Annotated in this window: 14 protein-coding genes; 8 read left to right on the plus strand and 6 right to left on the minus strand. The window is 65.8% G+C overall.

Annotated features, from left to right (window positions below):
• Nucleotides 1-8 precede the first annotated feature (8 nt).
• The 6 genes from IFT71_RS08860 to IFT71_RS08885 all read left to right on the plus strand — a co-directional run bounded on the left by IFT71_RS08860 (nt 9) and on the right by IFT71_RS08885 (nt 5,182).
• The gene (locus tag IFT71_RS08860; protein WP_192140371.1) at nt 9-740 is read left to right on the plus strand and encodes a WecB/TagA/CpsF family glycosyltransferase; all 732 of its coding nucleotides are present in this window, start codon (nt 9-11) and stop codon (nt 738-740) included.
• Nucleotides 737-1,567 carry a polysaccharide pyruvyl transferase family protein gene (locus IFT71_RS08865; protein ID WP_197976109.1) on the plus strand — a complete coding sequence of 277 codons (831 nt, stop codon included), beginning with the start codon at nt 737-739 and terminating at the stop codon, nt 1,565-1,567. Before IFT71_RS08860 ends, IFT71_RS08865 begins: the two co-directional genes overlap by 4 nt.
• A 3-nt stretch (nt 1,568-1,570) precedes the next feature.
• Nucleotides 1,571-3,025, plus strand: a complete 1,455-nt coding sequence (locus IFT71_RS08870) for a lipopolysaccharide biosynthesis protein (protein ID WP_042467778.1) — start codon at nt 1,571-1,573, stop codon at nt 3,023-3,025.
• Nucleotides 3,018-4,088, plus strand: coding sequence for a hypothetical protein (locus IFT71_RS08875; RefSeq protein WP_192140372.1), 1,071 nt, complete (start codon nt 3,018-3,020; stop codon nt 4,086-4,088). Before IFT71_RS08870 ends, IFT71_RS08875 begins: the two co-directional genes overlap by 8 nt.
• 296 nt (nt 4,089-4,384) lie before the next feature.
• Nucleotides 4,385-4,627 (plus strand): XrtV sorting system accessory protein, encoded by a 243-nt coding sequence (locus IFT71_RS08880; protein WP_031396237.1) that lies wholly within the window; start codon nt 4,385-4,387, stop codon nt 4,625-4,627.
• Nucleotides 4,628-4,777: 150 nt separating this feature from the next.
• A complete protein-coding gene (locus IFT71_RS08885; protein ID WP_192140373.1) occupies nt 4,778-5,182 on the plus strand; it encodes a hypothetical protein in 405 nt (134 codons plus the stop codon).
• 66 nt (nt 5,183-5,248) lie between these two features.
• Here IFT71_RS08885 and IFT71_RS08890 read toward each other — a convergent pair whose 3' ends face one another.
• Both IFT71_RS08890 and IFT71_RS08895 read right to left on the minus strand, forming a co-directional pair.
• The gene (locus tag IFT71_RS08890; protein WP_031396235.1) at nt 5,249-6,550 is read right to left on the minus strand and encodes a UDP-glucose dehydrogenase family protein; all 1,302 of its coding nucleotides are present in this window, start codon (nt 6,548-6,550) and stop codon (nt 5,249-5,251) included.
• A gap of 223 nt (nt 6,551-6,773) precedes the next feature.
• Nucleotides 6,774-7,928, minus strand: coding sequence for a GumK N-terminal domain-containing glycosyltransferase (locus IFT71_RS08895; protein WP_192140374.1), 1,155 nt, complete (start codon nt 7,926-7,928; stop codon nt 6,774-6,776).
• An 84-nt stretch (nt 7,929-8,012) separates the two neighbouring features.
• On the opposite strand from IFT71_RS08895, the gene IFT71_RS08900 reads away from it, so the two are divergent.
• Nucleotides 8,013-9,143: a glycosyltransferase family 4 protein gene (locus IFT71_RS08900; RefSeq protein ID WP_192140375.1), complete on the plus strand. Its 1,131-nt coding sequence runs from the start codon at nt 8,013-8,015 to the stop codon at nt 9,141-9,143.
• A gap of 287 nt (nt 9,144-9,430) precedes the next feature.
• On the opposite strand, the gene IFT71_RS08905 is transcribed toward IFT71_RS08900, so the two are convergent.
• The 4 genes from IFT71_RS08905 to IFT71_RS08920 form a co-directional block, all read right to left on the minus strand.
• A complete protein-coding gene (locus IFT71_RS08905) occupies nt 9,431-9,571 on the minus strand; it encodes a hypothetical protein (protein WP_156360375.1) in 141 nt (46 codons plus the stop codon).
• Nucleotides 9,572-9,773: 202 nt separating this feature from the next.
• On the minus strand, nt 9,774-10,274 hold the full coding sequence (locus tag IFT71_RS08910; RefSeq protein WP_166746302.1) for a PilZ domain-containing protein: 501 nt from the start codon (nt 10,272-10,274) through the stop codon (nt 9,774-9,776).
• A 1-nt stretch (nt 10,275) separates the two neighbouring features.
• The gene (locus IFT71_RS08915; protein WP_031394409.1) at nt 10,276-10,599 is read right to left on the minus strand and encodes a hypothetical protein; all 324 of its coding nucleotides are present in this window, start codon (nt 10,597-10,599) and stop codon (nt 10,276-10,278) included.
• Nucleotides 10,600-10,682: 83 nt separating this feature from the next.
• Nucleotides 10,683-12,074, minus strand: coding sequence for an exopolysaccharide biosynthesis polyprenyl glycosylphosphotransferase (locus tag IFT71_RS08920; RefSeq protein WP_342212626.1), 1,392 nt, complete (start codon nt 12,072-12,074; stop codon nt 10,683-10,685).
• Between the two features lie 550 nt (nt 12,075-12,624).
• On the opposite strand from IFT71_RS08920, the gene IFT71_RS08925 reads away from it, so the two are divergent.
• Complete coding sequence (locus IFT71_RS08925) at nt 12,625-13,569, plus strand: GGDEF domain-containing protein (protein WP_192140379.1); 945 nt, start codon at nt 12,625-12,627, stop codon at nt 13,567-13,569.
• Nucleotides 13,570-13,574: the final 5 nt, after the last annotated feature.

A 13,574-nucleotide genomic window follows, 5' to 3' on the forward strand; every position in this document is an offset into this window, starting at 1 on the left:
TGGTGGGCATGATGGAGATTCGGCGAATCGGCCACATCGACGTGGTCGCCACCGATGTACCAGGTGCCGTTGCACAGGTCGTTGCCGCGGTAGACGGCGACGGTCCGGCGATCTTCGGCTTCTGCAATGCGCACAGCGTCAACCTTGCGCGGGCGGATCCCGCCTTCGTGACCGCGACGCGGGCGGGCGTGTTCTTCAACGACGGCAGCGGCGTCGATATCGCCAGCCGGCTGCTCTACGGCACGCGCTTCCCGGCCAATCTCAACGGCACCGACCTGACGCCCGCGGTGCTCGCCGCGCTGCCGGCGGGAACGGGCGTCTTCCTGCTCGGCAGCCCGCCAGGCGTCGCGCAAAAGGCCGCTGCGATCCTCGCGGAGCGCTTCCCGAACATCCGCATCGCGGGCAGCCATCACGGCTTTTTCAGCGCCGACGAGGCACCCGCCCTGTCGGAGCGGATCCGCGCATCGGGCGCGCGGCTCGTGCTCGCGGGCATGGGACAGCCGCGGCAGGAAAAATGGGCGGCCGCCAATGCTGGCGCGGTCGATGCGGTGATCCTGTGCATCGGCGCCTTTCTCGATTTCACTGCGGGCCAGTTCGTCCGCGCGCCGCTCTGGATGCAGCGCGCGGGCATCGAATGGACCTTCCGCCTTCTGCAAGAGCCCCGACGGATGGCGTCACGCTATCTCGTCGGGAACGCGACCTTCCTGGCCGCGACGCTCGGACAACGGATGAAGCGATGAAACAGATGATGCCTCCTCGCCTGCACCGCGCGCTCTCGCGTCTGCGGCATGCCCCGCCGCCCTCCTATGACGACCGCTATCCGCGCGTCGACGTCTTCGAATGGCGTCCCGCGGGCAGCGCGATCAATTTCGGCGACCGGCTGGCGACGGTCGTCGCCGAGCGTGTCCTCGCGCTGCACGGTCGCAGCCTCGACGAGGAGACGGCGCGCGACGCGACGCTGTTCACCGTCGGATCGGTGATGCATTTCGCCAAGACCGGCGACACCGTCTGGGGCTCGGGCGTCAACGGCAAGATTCCCGCCGACCGCCACGCCTTCGACGCACTCGACATCCGCGCGGTCCGCGGTCCGCTGACGGCGGCGTTTCTTTCGGAGCGCGGGCTGGACGTCCCGGCGGTCTATGGCGACCCCGCGCTGCTGCTGCCGACGCTGTTCCCCGACCGCTTCAAGCGGCATAGCGCCCTGCCGGTCCTGTTCGTCCCCAACCTCCACGACCTCACGCTCGCGCCGACGCTCGGCTTGCCGTTCGTGTCGCCGCTGCGCGGCTGGAACGCGGTCGTCGAGCAGATCGTCGGTGCCGATCTGGTGCTCGCCAGCTCGCTCCACGGCGTCGTGATCGCCGAGGCCTTCGGCATTCCCGCGCGGCATGTGCGCTTGACCGAGACCGAACCGCCGTTCAAATATGACGATTATGCGCGCGGGACCGGACGATCCGGCATCGACTCCGCGAACAGCGTCGCCGAAGCGCTCGAAATGGGGGGCGCACCGCCGATATCCTTCGATCCCCAGGCGCTGCTCGCGACATTCCCGCACGATCTGTGGGAGTGAGTTATGGCTGCCCCCTCATTAGGTAAACAGGTCGGACGCGGCGCAATCTGGTCGGTCGTCAACAGCGCGCTCGTCCAGGTCATCAACCTCCTGGTCTTCCTGGTGACCGCGCGGTTCGTCCCGGTCGCCGATTTCGGCATCCTCGCCACCTGCCTGCTCTTCGTCGAGCTGTTCAAGCAGATCTCGGTCGAAAGCTTCGCTACCGCGATCGTCTCGCGCGGTGCGCCCGACGCCGGCGACTACAATGCCTGCTTCCTGCTGATCCAGATCGGCGCGGTGATCGGCGCGGCGCTGATGCTGCTGTCGGCGCAGTTCATCTCGGAGATCATGCACAATGAGCGGATCGAGTTCGCGCTCCGGCTGACCTCGGTGCTGCTCCTCAGTTCAGGACTGTCGCGCACGCATGAGGCGTGGATGACGCGCCAGTTGCTGTTCAAGCCGCTCGCGATCCGCTCGATCCTCGCGCTGCTCGTCGGCGGCGGTGCGGGCCTGTTCCTCGCGATGAACGGCTGGGGCCTGACCGCGCTCGTCGTCCAGCAGCTCACCACCTCCTTGCTGTCGACGATCCTGCTCTGGGTCGTCAGCGACTGGCGGCCGAGCCTGCGCGTCGAACGCGCCAAGCTGCTCGCGACCTGGCGCTATGGCCGCCATGTGGCGATCACCGGCTTCACCAACTTCGCCAACACGCAGAGCGACACCTTCTTCTCGTCCTATTATCTCGGCGCGTCGGCGACGGGCATCTACAACGCCGCCAAGCGCATCCTGCTCGGCCTCAACCAGCTGATGGCGTCCGCGCTGTCGCGCGTCGCGCTGCCGACCTTTGCCGGGCTTCGCGACGACGAGGAACGCCTCCGCGGCGCGTTTCTGAACGCGGTATCCTTCACCACCGCGATCACCGCGCCGATGTTCCTGTCGCTCATCGCGGTCAGCGATCTGGTCGTGCGCGTCGCGCTCGGCGCGAAATGGATGGAGGCGGCACCGATCATCTCGATCATCGCCGGCACCGCCTATCTGACGACGATCGGCCAGTATAATCAGGCGATCATCCTGGTGAAGGACAAGCCGCACTGGCAGACGGTCCTCACCTCGATCTACGCGGTCAGCAACATATCGCTGTTCCTCGTCGTCGTGCGCTATGGTCTCCAGGCGCTCGCGATCGGCTTCACCGTCCGCGCCGTCCTGCTCTACCCGCTATCGGTCGGGGCGGCCCTCCACCTGCTGAGGATAAAACCGATGGCCTATGCTGCCCGCATAGCACCCTCGCTTGCCGCATCCGCGGTGATGGTCGGGGCGCTGCTTCTGCTGCACCGGACGATCGACGTCCCCTCCCCGCTGCTCGCGCTGGTCATCCACGTCGCGGTCGGCGCGGTCGTCTATGCCGCGGCGCTGTTCGTGATCGGCCGCCGCGACATGCTCGCGCTCATCCGCTTCGCCCGGACGGCGGTGGCCCGTGGCTGATCCGCTCCGCGTCCTCGCCTGGCCCGCCGGTGATCCGAGCGACCTTAACCCCTATGTCCGCCGCATGTACGGCGCGTTCCGTGCGCCCGCGGCCTCGGTCACCGCGTTCCGTCCACTGATGCGGCACATCCCCGCCGCGGACATCTTCCATATCCACTGGCCCGAGGGGATCTTCGAAGGCTCGGGCAGCAACAACCCGGCGATCGTCGCGGCCAAGGCCGCGCGTGTGCTGAACGCCGCGCGGGGGATCCGTCGATCGGGCGGCAAGCTCGTCGTGACGGCGCACAATGTCACGCCGCACCGCGACCTGACCGGCTGGCGGCACCGGGTCTGGCACGCCTATCATGCACGGCTTCTCGGCCAGATCGATCACCTGATTGGTCTGTCCGCGGCCTCGCTCGAGCGCTATCGCGCCGCGCATCCGGCGATCGCCGCGGTGGCGGGGACGATCATTCCGCACCCGCATTACCGCGAGGACTATCCCGCGGTGCCCCGCGCCGAAGCGCGCGCGGCCTGGGCGATTCCCGACGGTATCTGGGTGCTCGGCATGATCGGGTCGCTGCGCCCCAGCAAGAACCTGGTCGAGGCCGCCGAGGCGTTCCTCGCCATCCGCCGGCCCGATGAGATGCTGCTGATCGCGGGCGATGCGGGCGATGACGACATCACCGCGCGGCTTACCGCGGTCGCGGACCGGTCCGACGGGACGATCCGTATCATGACGGGTCCGCTCGACGATGCGCGCTTCGCCTCGGCGATCGCCGCCTGCGACGCCTGTCTGATGAACCAGACATCGACGCTCAATTCGGGCACCGCGCTCGTCACGCTGTCGCTCGACCGCCCGCTGCTCGCCCCCGCGGTCGGCACGCTGCCCAGCCTGGCGGCGGAGATCGCCGGCGGCTGGGTCACGCTGTTCGATCCTCCGCTCGCGCCGCCGGCGCTGCGCGCGAACATCGACACGCTTCGCACCAGTTCACCGGGCGGCCGCCCCGATCTGGAGCCGCTCGACCCGATGCGACTGTCCGAGGCAATGCTCGCGCAATTCAAGAAGGTGGCGTCGGGCTGACCTTGGGCGCGAAGCCCTTCGCATAGTCGATCTTCGCCGCCTTGCGCAGCGCCGCCTGACGCTGGCTGGTTCCCGATCGCAGCTTCGTGGTCGCGAGCCAGCTAGGCCTCGACGTTGCGCCCGCTCAGCCTCTCCCGCAGCGTCGCGGTCGTCGTCAGGGCAGTCCCACCGCGAGAGCGGGGGCAAGATACTGCATTTGCCCGAGACGATGAGAAAATCTAGAAGGACCGGGCATAGGGATCGCCTCTGACGGAATGTGGCGCCGGCCGGGTTCCGGGCGGCTTGGGAAGTATATCATGGAAACAATTTACGATTGGCTGAGCGTCGCGGTATTTGCGGGCCTGGCGCTGCTCTATCTGCAACGCTCGATGGAGGATGAGCCGGTCGATACGGTGTGGCATTATCTGCCGCCCGCGATCGCCTGTGCGTTGAGCAACTGGCTCGGCAACGAAGGCTATGCGATCCCCGCCGTGCTCGTGCTTGCAGCCAGTGTCGGCTATATCATCTACGTGCTGCGCCCATCCCTGCCCGGGCGCTGATCCGGCCGGCTGGACGCGCCGGCCCCGGCAGCAGCGGTTGATCATGGTAGAACAGGATCTGCATTACCCTAAACCCGCCGCTAACCAGGTTTGAAGAGACCTCCTTTGCATCGGCCGAGTGAAGGATCGGGTGCCAACGGAGAATTTCCAATGCCCCTGATCCACGACGCGCATCGCGCCGTCGCGTCCGCCGCGCCGGCCCCGGCCGCTCGCCCGCATGCCCTGAACCGTGTCCTGACGGACTCTCTTTATGATGGTGGCCGACCCGCGCGCGCCGGCGCCGCCCTGCGCGGCATGGTCGGCATCGCAGCGCTGGCGATGCTCGCCGCCTGCGGATCCGCGGTCGAAGCGCCCGAACAGGCGGGAATCGTCGTCGTGAGATCGGGGGCCGGACCGAGCGAATCCGGTATTGCGGTTGCGGCAGCGGCAGCGCCTGCAGCGGCGACCGGCGCCGACGCGGGCACACCAGCCACCAGCGATACCGACGATGCGGTCATCCCCCCCGACACAATGCGGGACCCGGATCATATGCAATATGCCAGCCTGGTCGAATAACCCGACTGGCCCTTGGCTTAATTAGACAGGCGGCGCACCGATCGGCGCGCCGCCTGTCCCGGTCGATCAGCGGCCGACCGCGTGATAGGTCAGCCCGGCCTTCTCGACCATGTCGCGCGGATAGATGTTGCGCAGGTCGACGAGCACCGGCGACGCCAGCAGCGACTTGACGCGCTTGAAGTCGAGCGCGCGGAAGATGTCCCATTCGGTCACGATGACAAGCGCCTCGGCACCCTCCATCGTCTCATAGGGACCGGTGCAATAGGTCACGTCCTTGATGACCGCCTTCGCCTGCTCATGACCCTCGGGATCATAGACGTTGATCGTCGCGCCCGCATCCTGCAGCGTCTGGATCAGCGCGATCGCCGGGCTGTCGCGCATGTCGTCGGTGTTCGGCTTGAACGTCAGGCCGAGTACCGCGATCGTCTTGCCGCGAACGTCGCCACCGACGGCGGCGATGACCTTGCGACCCATTGCGCGCTTGCGATTGTCGTTCACCGCGACGACCGCCTCGACGATGCGCTGCGGCGCGTCGTGATCCTGCGCGGTCTTGAGCAGCGCGAGCGTGTCCTTCGGGAAGCACGAGCCGCCATAGCCCGGGCCGGCATGCAGGAACTTGGAGCCGATGCGGTTGTCGAGGCCGATGCCGCGCGCAACGTCCTGCACGTCCGCGCCGACCTTCTCACACAGATCGGCGATCTCGTTGATGAAGGTGATCTTGGTCGCGAGGAACGCGTTGCCGGCATATTTGGTCAGCTCGGCAGCACGCCGGCTCATCTCGACGAGCGGCGACCGACCGAGGGCGAGTGGACGATAGATCTCGCGCATGACCGCCAGACCCTTCTCGTCGTCGCTGCCGATCACGACGCGGTCGGGACGCTTGAAATCGTCGATCGCGGCGCCTTCGCGCAGGAATTCGGGGTTCGACACGACCGCGAAGTCGGCATCGGGATTGACGCGGCGGATGATCCGCTCGACCTCGTCGCCGGTGCCGACCGGGACCGTGGACTTGTCGACGATCGCGGTAAAGCCATCGATCGCGCCGGCAATTTCCTCGGCGGCGGCATAGACATAGGACAGATCGGCATGACCGTCACCGCGCCGCGACGGCGTACCGACGGCGATGAAGACCGCGTCGACGCCCTTCACGCTCGCGGCAAGATCGGTACCGAAGCGCAACCGCCCGGCCTCGACGCCGCGCGCCACCAGTGCATCCAGACCCGGCTCGTAGATCGGCATGATGCCGTTTTCGAGCGCCGCGATCTTGCCGGCATCCTTGTCGATGCAGATCACGTCATGTCCGAAATCGGCGAAACATGCGCCCGACACCAAACCAACGTAACCCGATCCCACCATCGCTATGCGCATTATAATCCCTCAGACGATGTTGGTCCCTACGATCGTCGTACGGACATTGATATTCGGCGGAACTCCTAGAAGATGAACCGCCGGCCATCAATAAGGTGGTTCACCTGATGCGGCGGGCCGGTACGCTGCTCCAGCGATCCGTGCCGATACCGATCAAACGCCGATATCCGAGAGGGTTGGCGGGCCGGCCCGCGCCCGCGGGCGACGCGCCGGCCCCGCCCATTTAGTCCGCGACGATGCGGGCGTCAGGGTAGTTTTCGGGACGAAGCACGCGGTCGGCGACCTCTGTCCAGGTCGAGAAATGCCGCGCGGGCACCTGCCCCGCCAGCGCCAGCGCCTTTTCGGTCGCCGCGATCATCGACGCCGGATCGTTCGACACATAGCCCGCGCGGAACGGGTTCGTCCCGACCGCGAAATCGGGGCAGACAGCGGGGATCTGCAGATATTCATATTGTCCCAATTTCAGACTCGACTCGGCAAGATACTCGACCCCCGGCGCCAGCCGGTAGGGTGCGATGCCGATGCTCGCATGCTTGATATAGGGCAGCGTGGCGCGGAACGGCATTTCCTTGTGGACGAACACGTTGTCGGGCCCCTTGAAGCTCTTCCCGCAGCCGATCACGTGGAAATGCACATCGGGAAACTGCGGCGCGACCGCATGGAAGAAGCTTTCGTCGAACAGCATCGACCCGACCGCGACGGCATTGCGCTGCGCGGTATAGGGCGACGGCCCGACGGTCTCGAAGTCGGCGGGATCGATCCCGAATTCGGCGCGGTACAGGCGATCCTTCGCCCACAGGAAATCCGACACCATCTTGGTCGACCGCAGGCAGACATGGTCGATATGCCGCGCGTTCTTCACCAGATGGCGGCGGACATAGGGATGCGCGCCGACGGTATCGAGCCGGTCGGTGGCGTAATAGATGATCTTGGCGGTCGGGTTGAGCCGCTTGATCCGGTCGATGAAGATCGCCGCGACGCTCGATTCGATGACGATATAGTCCGCCGCCTGGAACGCGCCGTCGATATCGGCATTGGGCAGCCTGGCGAACAGCGGAAACAGCTTCGCCATCACCGCATCGGCGACCGCATTGTTGGTCGCAAAGGGATGCAGCGGCGTCCGCCAGAGATAGCAATTGACGCCGTCCACCTTGTGCCAGGCATTGGCCTGGTCCCACAGGAACAGGCGCGAATCGCCCTTCTTCTTCGAGATCAGGCTGAACCGGGTCGAGATGAACGACACGTCGCAGCCATCCTGCGCCAGCGCATGCGCGACCTGATGGATGCTGGCGCGCTTGGGCGTCCGGTAATCCTGAAATGCCGACAGGATGACGACACGGGAACGCTTTGGCTGCGCCGGCGCTGGCTTATCGGACATGCATGACACTCCATCGACTTTGGGCTGGACGGTTGGCCGTAATCAGACAAAGGGGCTGGCAATCTGGATCACGTTGGGAAGCCGATGCACGTTCTTCACGTCGTTCGTCAATTTTATCCGGCCATTGGCGGGCTGGAAGACGCCGTCAGCAATCTTGCGGTCGCGCTCAAGCGGGACTGCGGAATCACGACGTCGGTGGTCACGCTCGACCGGCAGTTTTCGCGTCTCGACGCGACGCTGCCGCCGCGCGACACCTATCAGGGCGTGCCCGTGCAGCGGATCCCGTTCCGCGGCTCGACGCGCTATCCGCTCGCACCCACCGTACTGCAGCATCTCGGTCAGGCGGACATCGTCCATGTCCATGCGATCGATTCGTTCTTCGACGGCATGGCGCTCACCCGCCCGCTCCACCGCCGGCCGATGGTCGCCTCGACGCATGGCGGCTTCTTCCACACCGATTTCGCCAGCCGGCTGAAGCTCGCCTATTTCGCCAGCGTCACGCGCGCGTCGTCGCTCGCCTATGACCGGATCATCGCCTCGAGCGAAAGCGACGCCGCCCGGTTCAACGAGATCGCCGCGAGCAAGACGGTGACGATCGAGAATGGCGTCAATATCGGCAAGTGGCAGGGTGCAGGGTCGCCGCAGCCGACGCGGACGATGATCTATATCGGCCGCTTCTCGTCGAACAAGAACATCACCGGCCTGATCGACCTCGTCGCCGCGCTCGGCCGGCTTCACGGCGACTGGCGGCTGATCATCGCGGGCGGCCCGGCCGACGTCACGCCTGCACAGATCGAGGAGCATATGCGCCGGACCGGTACCGAACGGGCGGTGAAGCTCGTACCCTCGCCCAGCGACGAGGGTATCAAGGCGTTGATCGGCGAGGCCAGCTATATCGGCTCGGCGTCACGCTACGAAGGCTTCGGGCTGAGCGTGGTCGAAGGCCTGTCCGCTGGCCTGACCCCGATCGTCAGCGACATTCCGCCCTTCCGCCGGCTGGTCCGCTCGTCCGGCAGCGGCATCCTGTTCGACATTGACGATGTCGAGGCGGGCGCGGCCCGGATCGAGGCCGCGCACCGCGATTCAAGCGCCGCCTATGAGTCGAACCGCGCGAACAACATCGCCGCTAGTCTGGCCTATGACTGGCGTAGCGTCGCGCGGCAGTTCGCCGATGTGTATGAAGATGTTCTGCGGAAACGCGGCGCGCGGGGCTGACAACGCCGGAGTGCCGCACGGCTTGTTCGCAGGTGATTCGGTGAGGAAGAGCGTATCGTCGCTCTGCATCGATTACGATGCTTATACTGCCGACGGCGACGTCACCGCGAACGTACAAGGCCTGTTGCGTCGAGCGGGTCAGGCCAACGCTCAGGTTTGAGGATCACCGCGGCCCTAGGGCAAAGGCCAACCGTCGTACCCCGGGCGCCCAAGCACTTTGGCAATCCGACGACCGAGATCGTCAGACACAGGCGGACGCGAGGTAGCGACCGCCTGTGTGCTTGAAATCAAGCCAGGAAAAACGCCATCAGGACGATCAGTGCCCAGAGTGCAACGCTGACCGCGAGGCCAGTGATAAGACCGAGCACGGCCGAGGGGATTTCGGGATAGGATGGGGCCTGGATAGCCGGGCCGGGAAGCGCAGTCATGAACACTCTCCTCAGCGGTCGTTTCAACCGTCTTGTCTCAACATGGGACAGGGGTCATAAATAATCAATACTAATATCTAGACTAGCGCAAAATTAGCTAAGATCCTGAAAGTCTTGTGCGTTCAGCGGGTCGACGAGGCCGGCAAACGCCCCCGGGGCAGGGCTGCACCTCGCAGATCACCACACCGGCGTCAGCTGCGGTTCAGAACGATGAAAGTCCGCGCAGCAGCAGCGTCGCCAAGGCCCAGCATGCGCAGCTCGCCACGACCAGCAGGATAAGCCGCACCGGCGCTGCAAAGCGCTGCGGCGGGGCCAGCGCCGCACCCGCGGCGGGCATGGGCACCACCGCGCTGTCGGGAATCAACGACAGGACCGCAGATTCGCAGATCGTGTGTGTGAAGGCCGACTGGATCTGGTCGTTCGTCAGCAGGGGCTGGAACGCACAGCCATGCGCCTCGCCATCGCGCCATGCGATCCGCGCGGTCGCCTGCCCCGCACCGGCCAGGCCGACGCGGATATGGGCACCGACCGGCAGGACGCTGGCGCTAGAGAATCGGAAACCGCCTTCGGACAGATCCTCGACACGGACGTCGATCGCCCGCGCATCGGCCGCACGGACCGTGCTCGCGCGCGCTATTGCCGCACGACTCGGCTTTCGCCGGCGCTCGGCCACCGGCTCGATCGCCGTCATCTCCGCCCGCACGCTAGATGATCCAGGCAAGGACACCAGCGAGCGCCGCGGCGAAGACCGCCACGCCGGCGATGGTCGAACCGGCCCGGATCGCGCGTTCACCCAGCGAGGCAGGCTCGACCGGAAGGAGCCAGTTCTCGTAGTCGATCCGGTCGCCGGCCAACGGGTTGGCGGCACGCGGGTCGACGACCTGAAGCTCGGCCGCGAGCGGGTCTGCGACGGAACGCGCCCCGTCGAACGAATCCGTCGTAGCGCCGGAAAGCGGATCGCCGCCACGAAACGCCGCATGTGGCGATACGGGGTCAGCCAGGTTAGCAAGAGGTGCGTGAAGGGGCATGACGACACCATGCCATACTGGTGGTTAAGAAAGCGTATGTTAAATTGCTGTCGCGGCATTTTTTGTACGTGTTTTACGGTGCACTAGAACGCGTTGCGGTGCACAACGACCCGTACCGTAGACACGAGAATGCCAAAGTCGCGCCATACGGACCAGCCCAGGATATATTCCAGATCGGCCTGAAGGCGCTGCGTCAGATCGTCGCGACGATGCGTCGCACCCCGGAATCCGCGCACCTGCGCAAGACCGGTGATTCCCGGCTTGAGCGCGTGGCGGTGCCAATAGCGTTCATCGACCTCCCAGAACAGCTGCTGCCCCGCCAGCGACCCCAGTGCATGCGGTCGCGGCCCGACGATGCTCATCGATCCGAGCAGCACGTTCAGCAGCTGGGGCAGCTCGTCGACGCTGGTCGCGCGGATCACGCGACCGACGCGCGTGATCCGGTCGTCGGTGCGGGACGCCGAAACGCTGCCGCTCGCATCGGACTGGTCGACCCGCATCGACCGGAACTTGAACACCTTGAACAGCGCGTTGCCGCGGCCGACGCGATCCTGCCGGAAGAAGACCGGTCCGCGGCTGTCGATCTTGATCGCGGCGGCGGTGATCAGCAGCAGCGGTAGCACCACGATCAGCGCGGGCACCGCAAAGGCCAGGTCGAACGTCCGCTTGATCATCCGGTTGCGCGTGCTCAGCGGTCCGACCGCGACAACCAGCGTCGACCGCCCGACGAAAGTGTCGAGCCCGATCGCGCCGACCTGGTCGATTTCGTTCGAAATAATCTCCCCGCGAATGCCCGCGCCCTTCAGCAGCATCGCCCATTCGCGCTCCTTGTCGGGCCGGCAGGCGATCACGACGCGGTCGACACCACGCAATTGGCGCGCGAGTCGATCGAGCATCATCGGATCCTGCATGTTCGGGCGAAGGTTCGCGGCCCGCGTCTCGACGACTTTGCAATGTGCAGGCACCGCGAATTCGACGTCGTCCAAGATCACCAGATCGGTGGTCACGTTGCCGCCAATCGTCAGGCGGACAAACCGATCGATGACCAATCGAAAGACTGCCAGAAGCACGAAGCTGCCGAGCATTCCGATGCTGATGACACCACGGGATTCCGCCTGCACCGCCCGAAAATAGTAGGAGATGAACAAGAAGCTTGAAAAGGCTAGTAAAAGCGCCGTCGCCGAGCGCATGATGCCGGCCCGGGCCTTGCGAAGCACGTCGATCGAGTAGGCGCCATTGTTGAACGCCGTCAGCACATATATCGGCGCAGTGACGATGACGACGTTCATATGCGACGTAACAGCAAAACGGCCATATTTTGCAAATATACCGAGCTCGAATGCAGCAACCACCGCGAGCAGATCAGCAAACACCAACAGGATATAAAGAGCGATGCGCAGTTGGTGGCGATGCGAGGTCGAGCCAATACGATCGAACACTGCACCGCGCGTGCCGGTAACTTTAGTATTTTCCACAGTGCCAGCTCCCTGCCCGCCACAATCTCGACTTATGCTCAGCAGGGCCAAGGCTCTGCCATAGGCGGTTTGAAGAAACCAGAGCCGAGATGCGCGGCTCATCCCATCGGGGCGCCACCCGGTCGGCACGCACCGCGCCGCCTGCGCAACGCGGCCCGCCGCCGCTATGCCACCGCCACCACCTTGCCGTCGCCGCAGCACCCCCAGCATGCGCGCAGCACCGCCCAGCAGCCCGGTGCGGCTCCCCCGGCAATGGACTGAAACCGGTACGACCGGACTCCCCCCCTTGGCGCAACATACCCCTCTATAGCGGACAACCGGCGCCGGCGGGCCGTCCCATCCCGGAACATGCCCCCCATCATAAGAAAAACCGCGCCGTTGCCGCCCGCGATCAGCCGCCGCCCGTAGCCGCGACACGCCCCCGAACGCGGAACCGATCGTCGCGCAAGGATTGATCGCATGCTCTTTCGCGCTAGGGGGCGGCGGGATGAAACGGACGCGCGCGATCCCGCGTTGTACAATCCAGTACATAAAAAGGTTCGAGACAAGCATGCCAGAGGCTTTTCGTACGGCGCGCGACGCGCTCGCCTTTCTCGAGGCACATCGTCTCGCACCGGTGGCTGAAAACTATACCTTCGCGCTTGCCGTGGTCGCCGATCCCGGATCGGACCTGGCGCGCGCCGTGGCGGCCGAGACGGATGGCGGCCTGAGGCTGACCGCACGCGCGCTCGAAACGCTCAGCGAACGCCATCTTGCGATCAAGCGCGACACGACCGCTGAACGCGACAGCGCGGTCACCGCACGCGCGAACCAGCTCGGCGCGCTGACCACCGATGCGCAGACGCTGACGCGGTCGCTCAGCCACGACGTCAGCGCGATGGCGAGCGAGGCGGAGAACTGGCCCGATGCGACGCTGCTCGTGACCCGGCTGGCCGATGCCGAACGCGAGCTGGCCGAGTTGCGCCGCGACGTCGCCCGGCTCCAGTCCGACCTCGGCTCGCTCGGTACGGCGCGGCACGATCCCATGCGCGACGCAGCCACCGGCGCGCTGACGTCCGAGGGCGCGCGGCCGATCTTCGCACAGCTGGCCGAACAGGCGCGAAGCTATGTCCTCATGATCTTCAGCGTCGCCGATCTCGCCGGGGTCAATCAGCGCTTCGGCCACGCCGTCGGCGACAATGTGCTGAGCGCCTTTGTCGCGAACCTGCGACGGGTGTTTCCCGACGAGGAGATCATCCGCTGGACCGGCAATGAATTCGTCGTCGTCGTGACCGACGTCGCCCTGACGGCAGCCCGCGATCTCGCCGACGAAGCCATCGCCGCGTTCGAAACCCGCCGCCTCAAGCTGCGCGGCAGCGGCGCATGGATAGGCCCGGTCCGCGCGCTCGCGGGACTGGTCGTCGGCCAGGGTGACGATCAGGACGCCGCCCTGAGCCAGGCCCGCGCCGATTTGTACCGTGCCACCGTCGAGGGTTTCGCCCCCGTGGACGGCTGAGCGGG

Origin of the sequence: Sphingomonas sp. CFBP 13733 (assembly GCF_014841795.1) — a bacterium.
GTDB lineage: Bacteria > Pseudomonadota > Alphaproteobacteria > Sphingomonadales > Sphingomonadaceae > Sphingomonas > Sphingomonas aerolata.

Bases quoted from the DNA above. Each gene is read 5' to 3' on its own strand.
- IFT71_RS08870 (WP_042467778.1), top strand. From the start codon at position 1,571: ATGGCTGCCCCCTCATTAGGTAAACAGGTCGGACGCGGCGCAATCTGG.
- IFT71_RS08895 (WP_192140374.1), bottom strand. From the start codon at position 7,928: ATGTCCGATAAGCCAGCGCCGGCGCAGCCAAAGCGTTCCCGTGTCGTC.
- IFT71_RS08880 (WP_031396237.1), top strand. From the start codon at position 4,385: ATGGAAACAATTTACGATTGGCTGAGCGTCGCGGTATTTGCGGGCCTG.
- IFT71_RS08900 (WP_192140375.1), top strand. From the start codon at position 8,013: ATGCACGTTCTTCACGTCGTTCGTCAATTTTATCCGGCCATTGGCGGG.
- IFT71_RS08890 (WP_031396235.1), bottom strand. From the start codon at position 6,550: ATGCGCATAGCGATGGTGGGATCGGGTTACGTTGGTTTGGTGTCGGGC.
- IFT71_RS08860 (WP_192140371.1), top strand. From the start codon at position 9: ATGATGGAGATTCGGCGAATCGGCCACATCGACGTGGTCGCCACCGAT.
- IFT71_RS08915 (WP_031394409.1), bottom strand. From the start codon at position 10,599: ATGCCCCTTCACGCACCTCTTGCTAACCTGGCTGACCCCGTATCGCCA.
- IFT71_RS08865 (WP_197976109.1), top strand. From the start codon at position 737: ATGAAACAGATGATGCCTCCTCGCCTGCACCGCGCGCTCTCGCGTCTG.
- IFT71_RS08925 (WP_192140379.1), top strand. From the start codon at position 12,625: ATGCCAGAGGCTTTTCGTACGGCGCGCGACGCGCTCGCCTTTCTCGAG.
- IFT71_RS08905 (WP_156360375.1), bottom strand. From the start codon at position 9,571: ATGACTGCGCTTCCCGGCCCGGCTATCCAGGCCCCATCCTATCCCGAA.
- IFT71_RS08885 (WP_192140373.1), top strand. From the start codon at position 4,778: ATGCCCCTGATCCACGACGCGCATCGCGCCGTCGCGTCCGCCGCGCCG.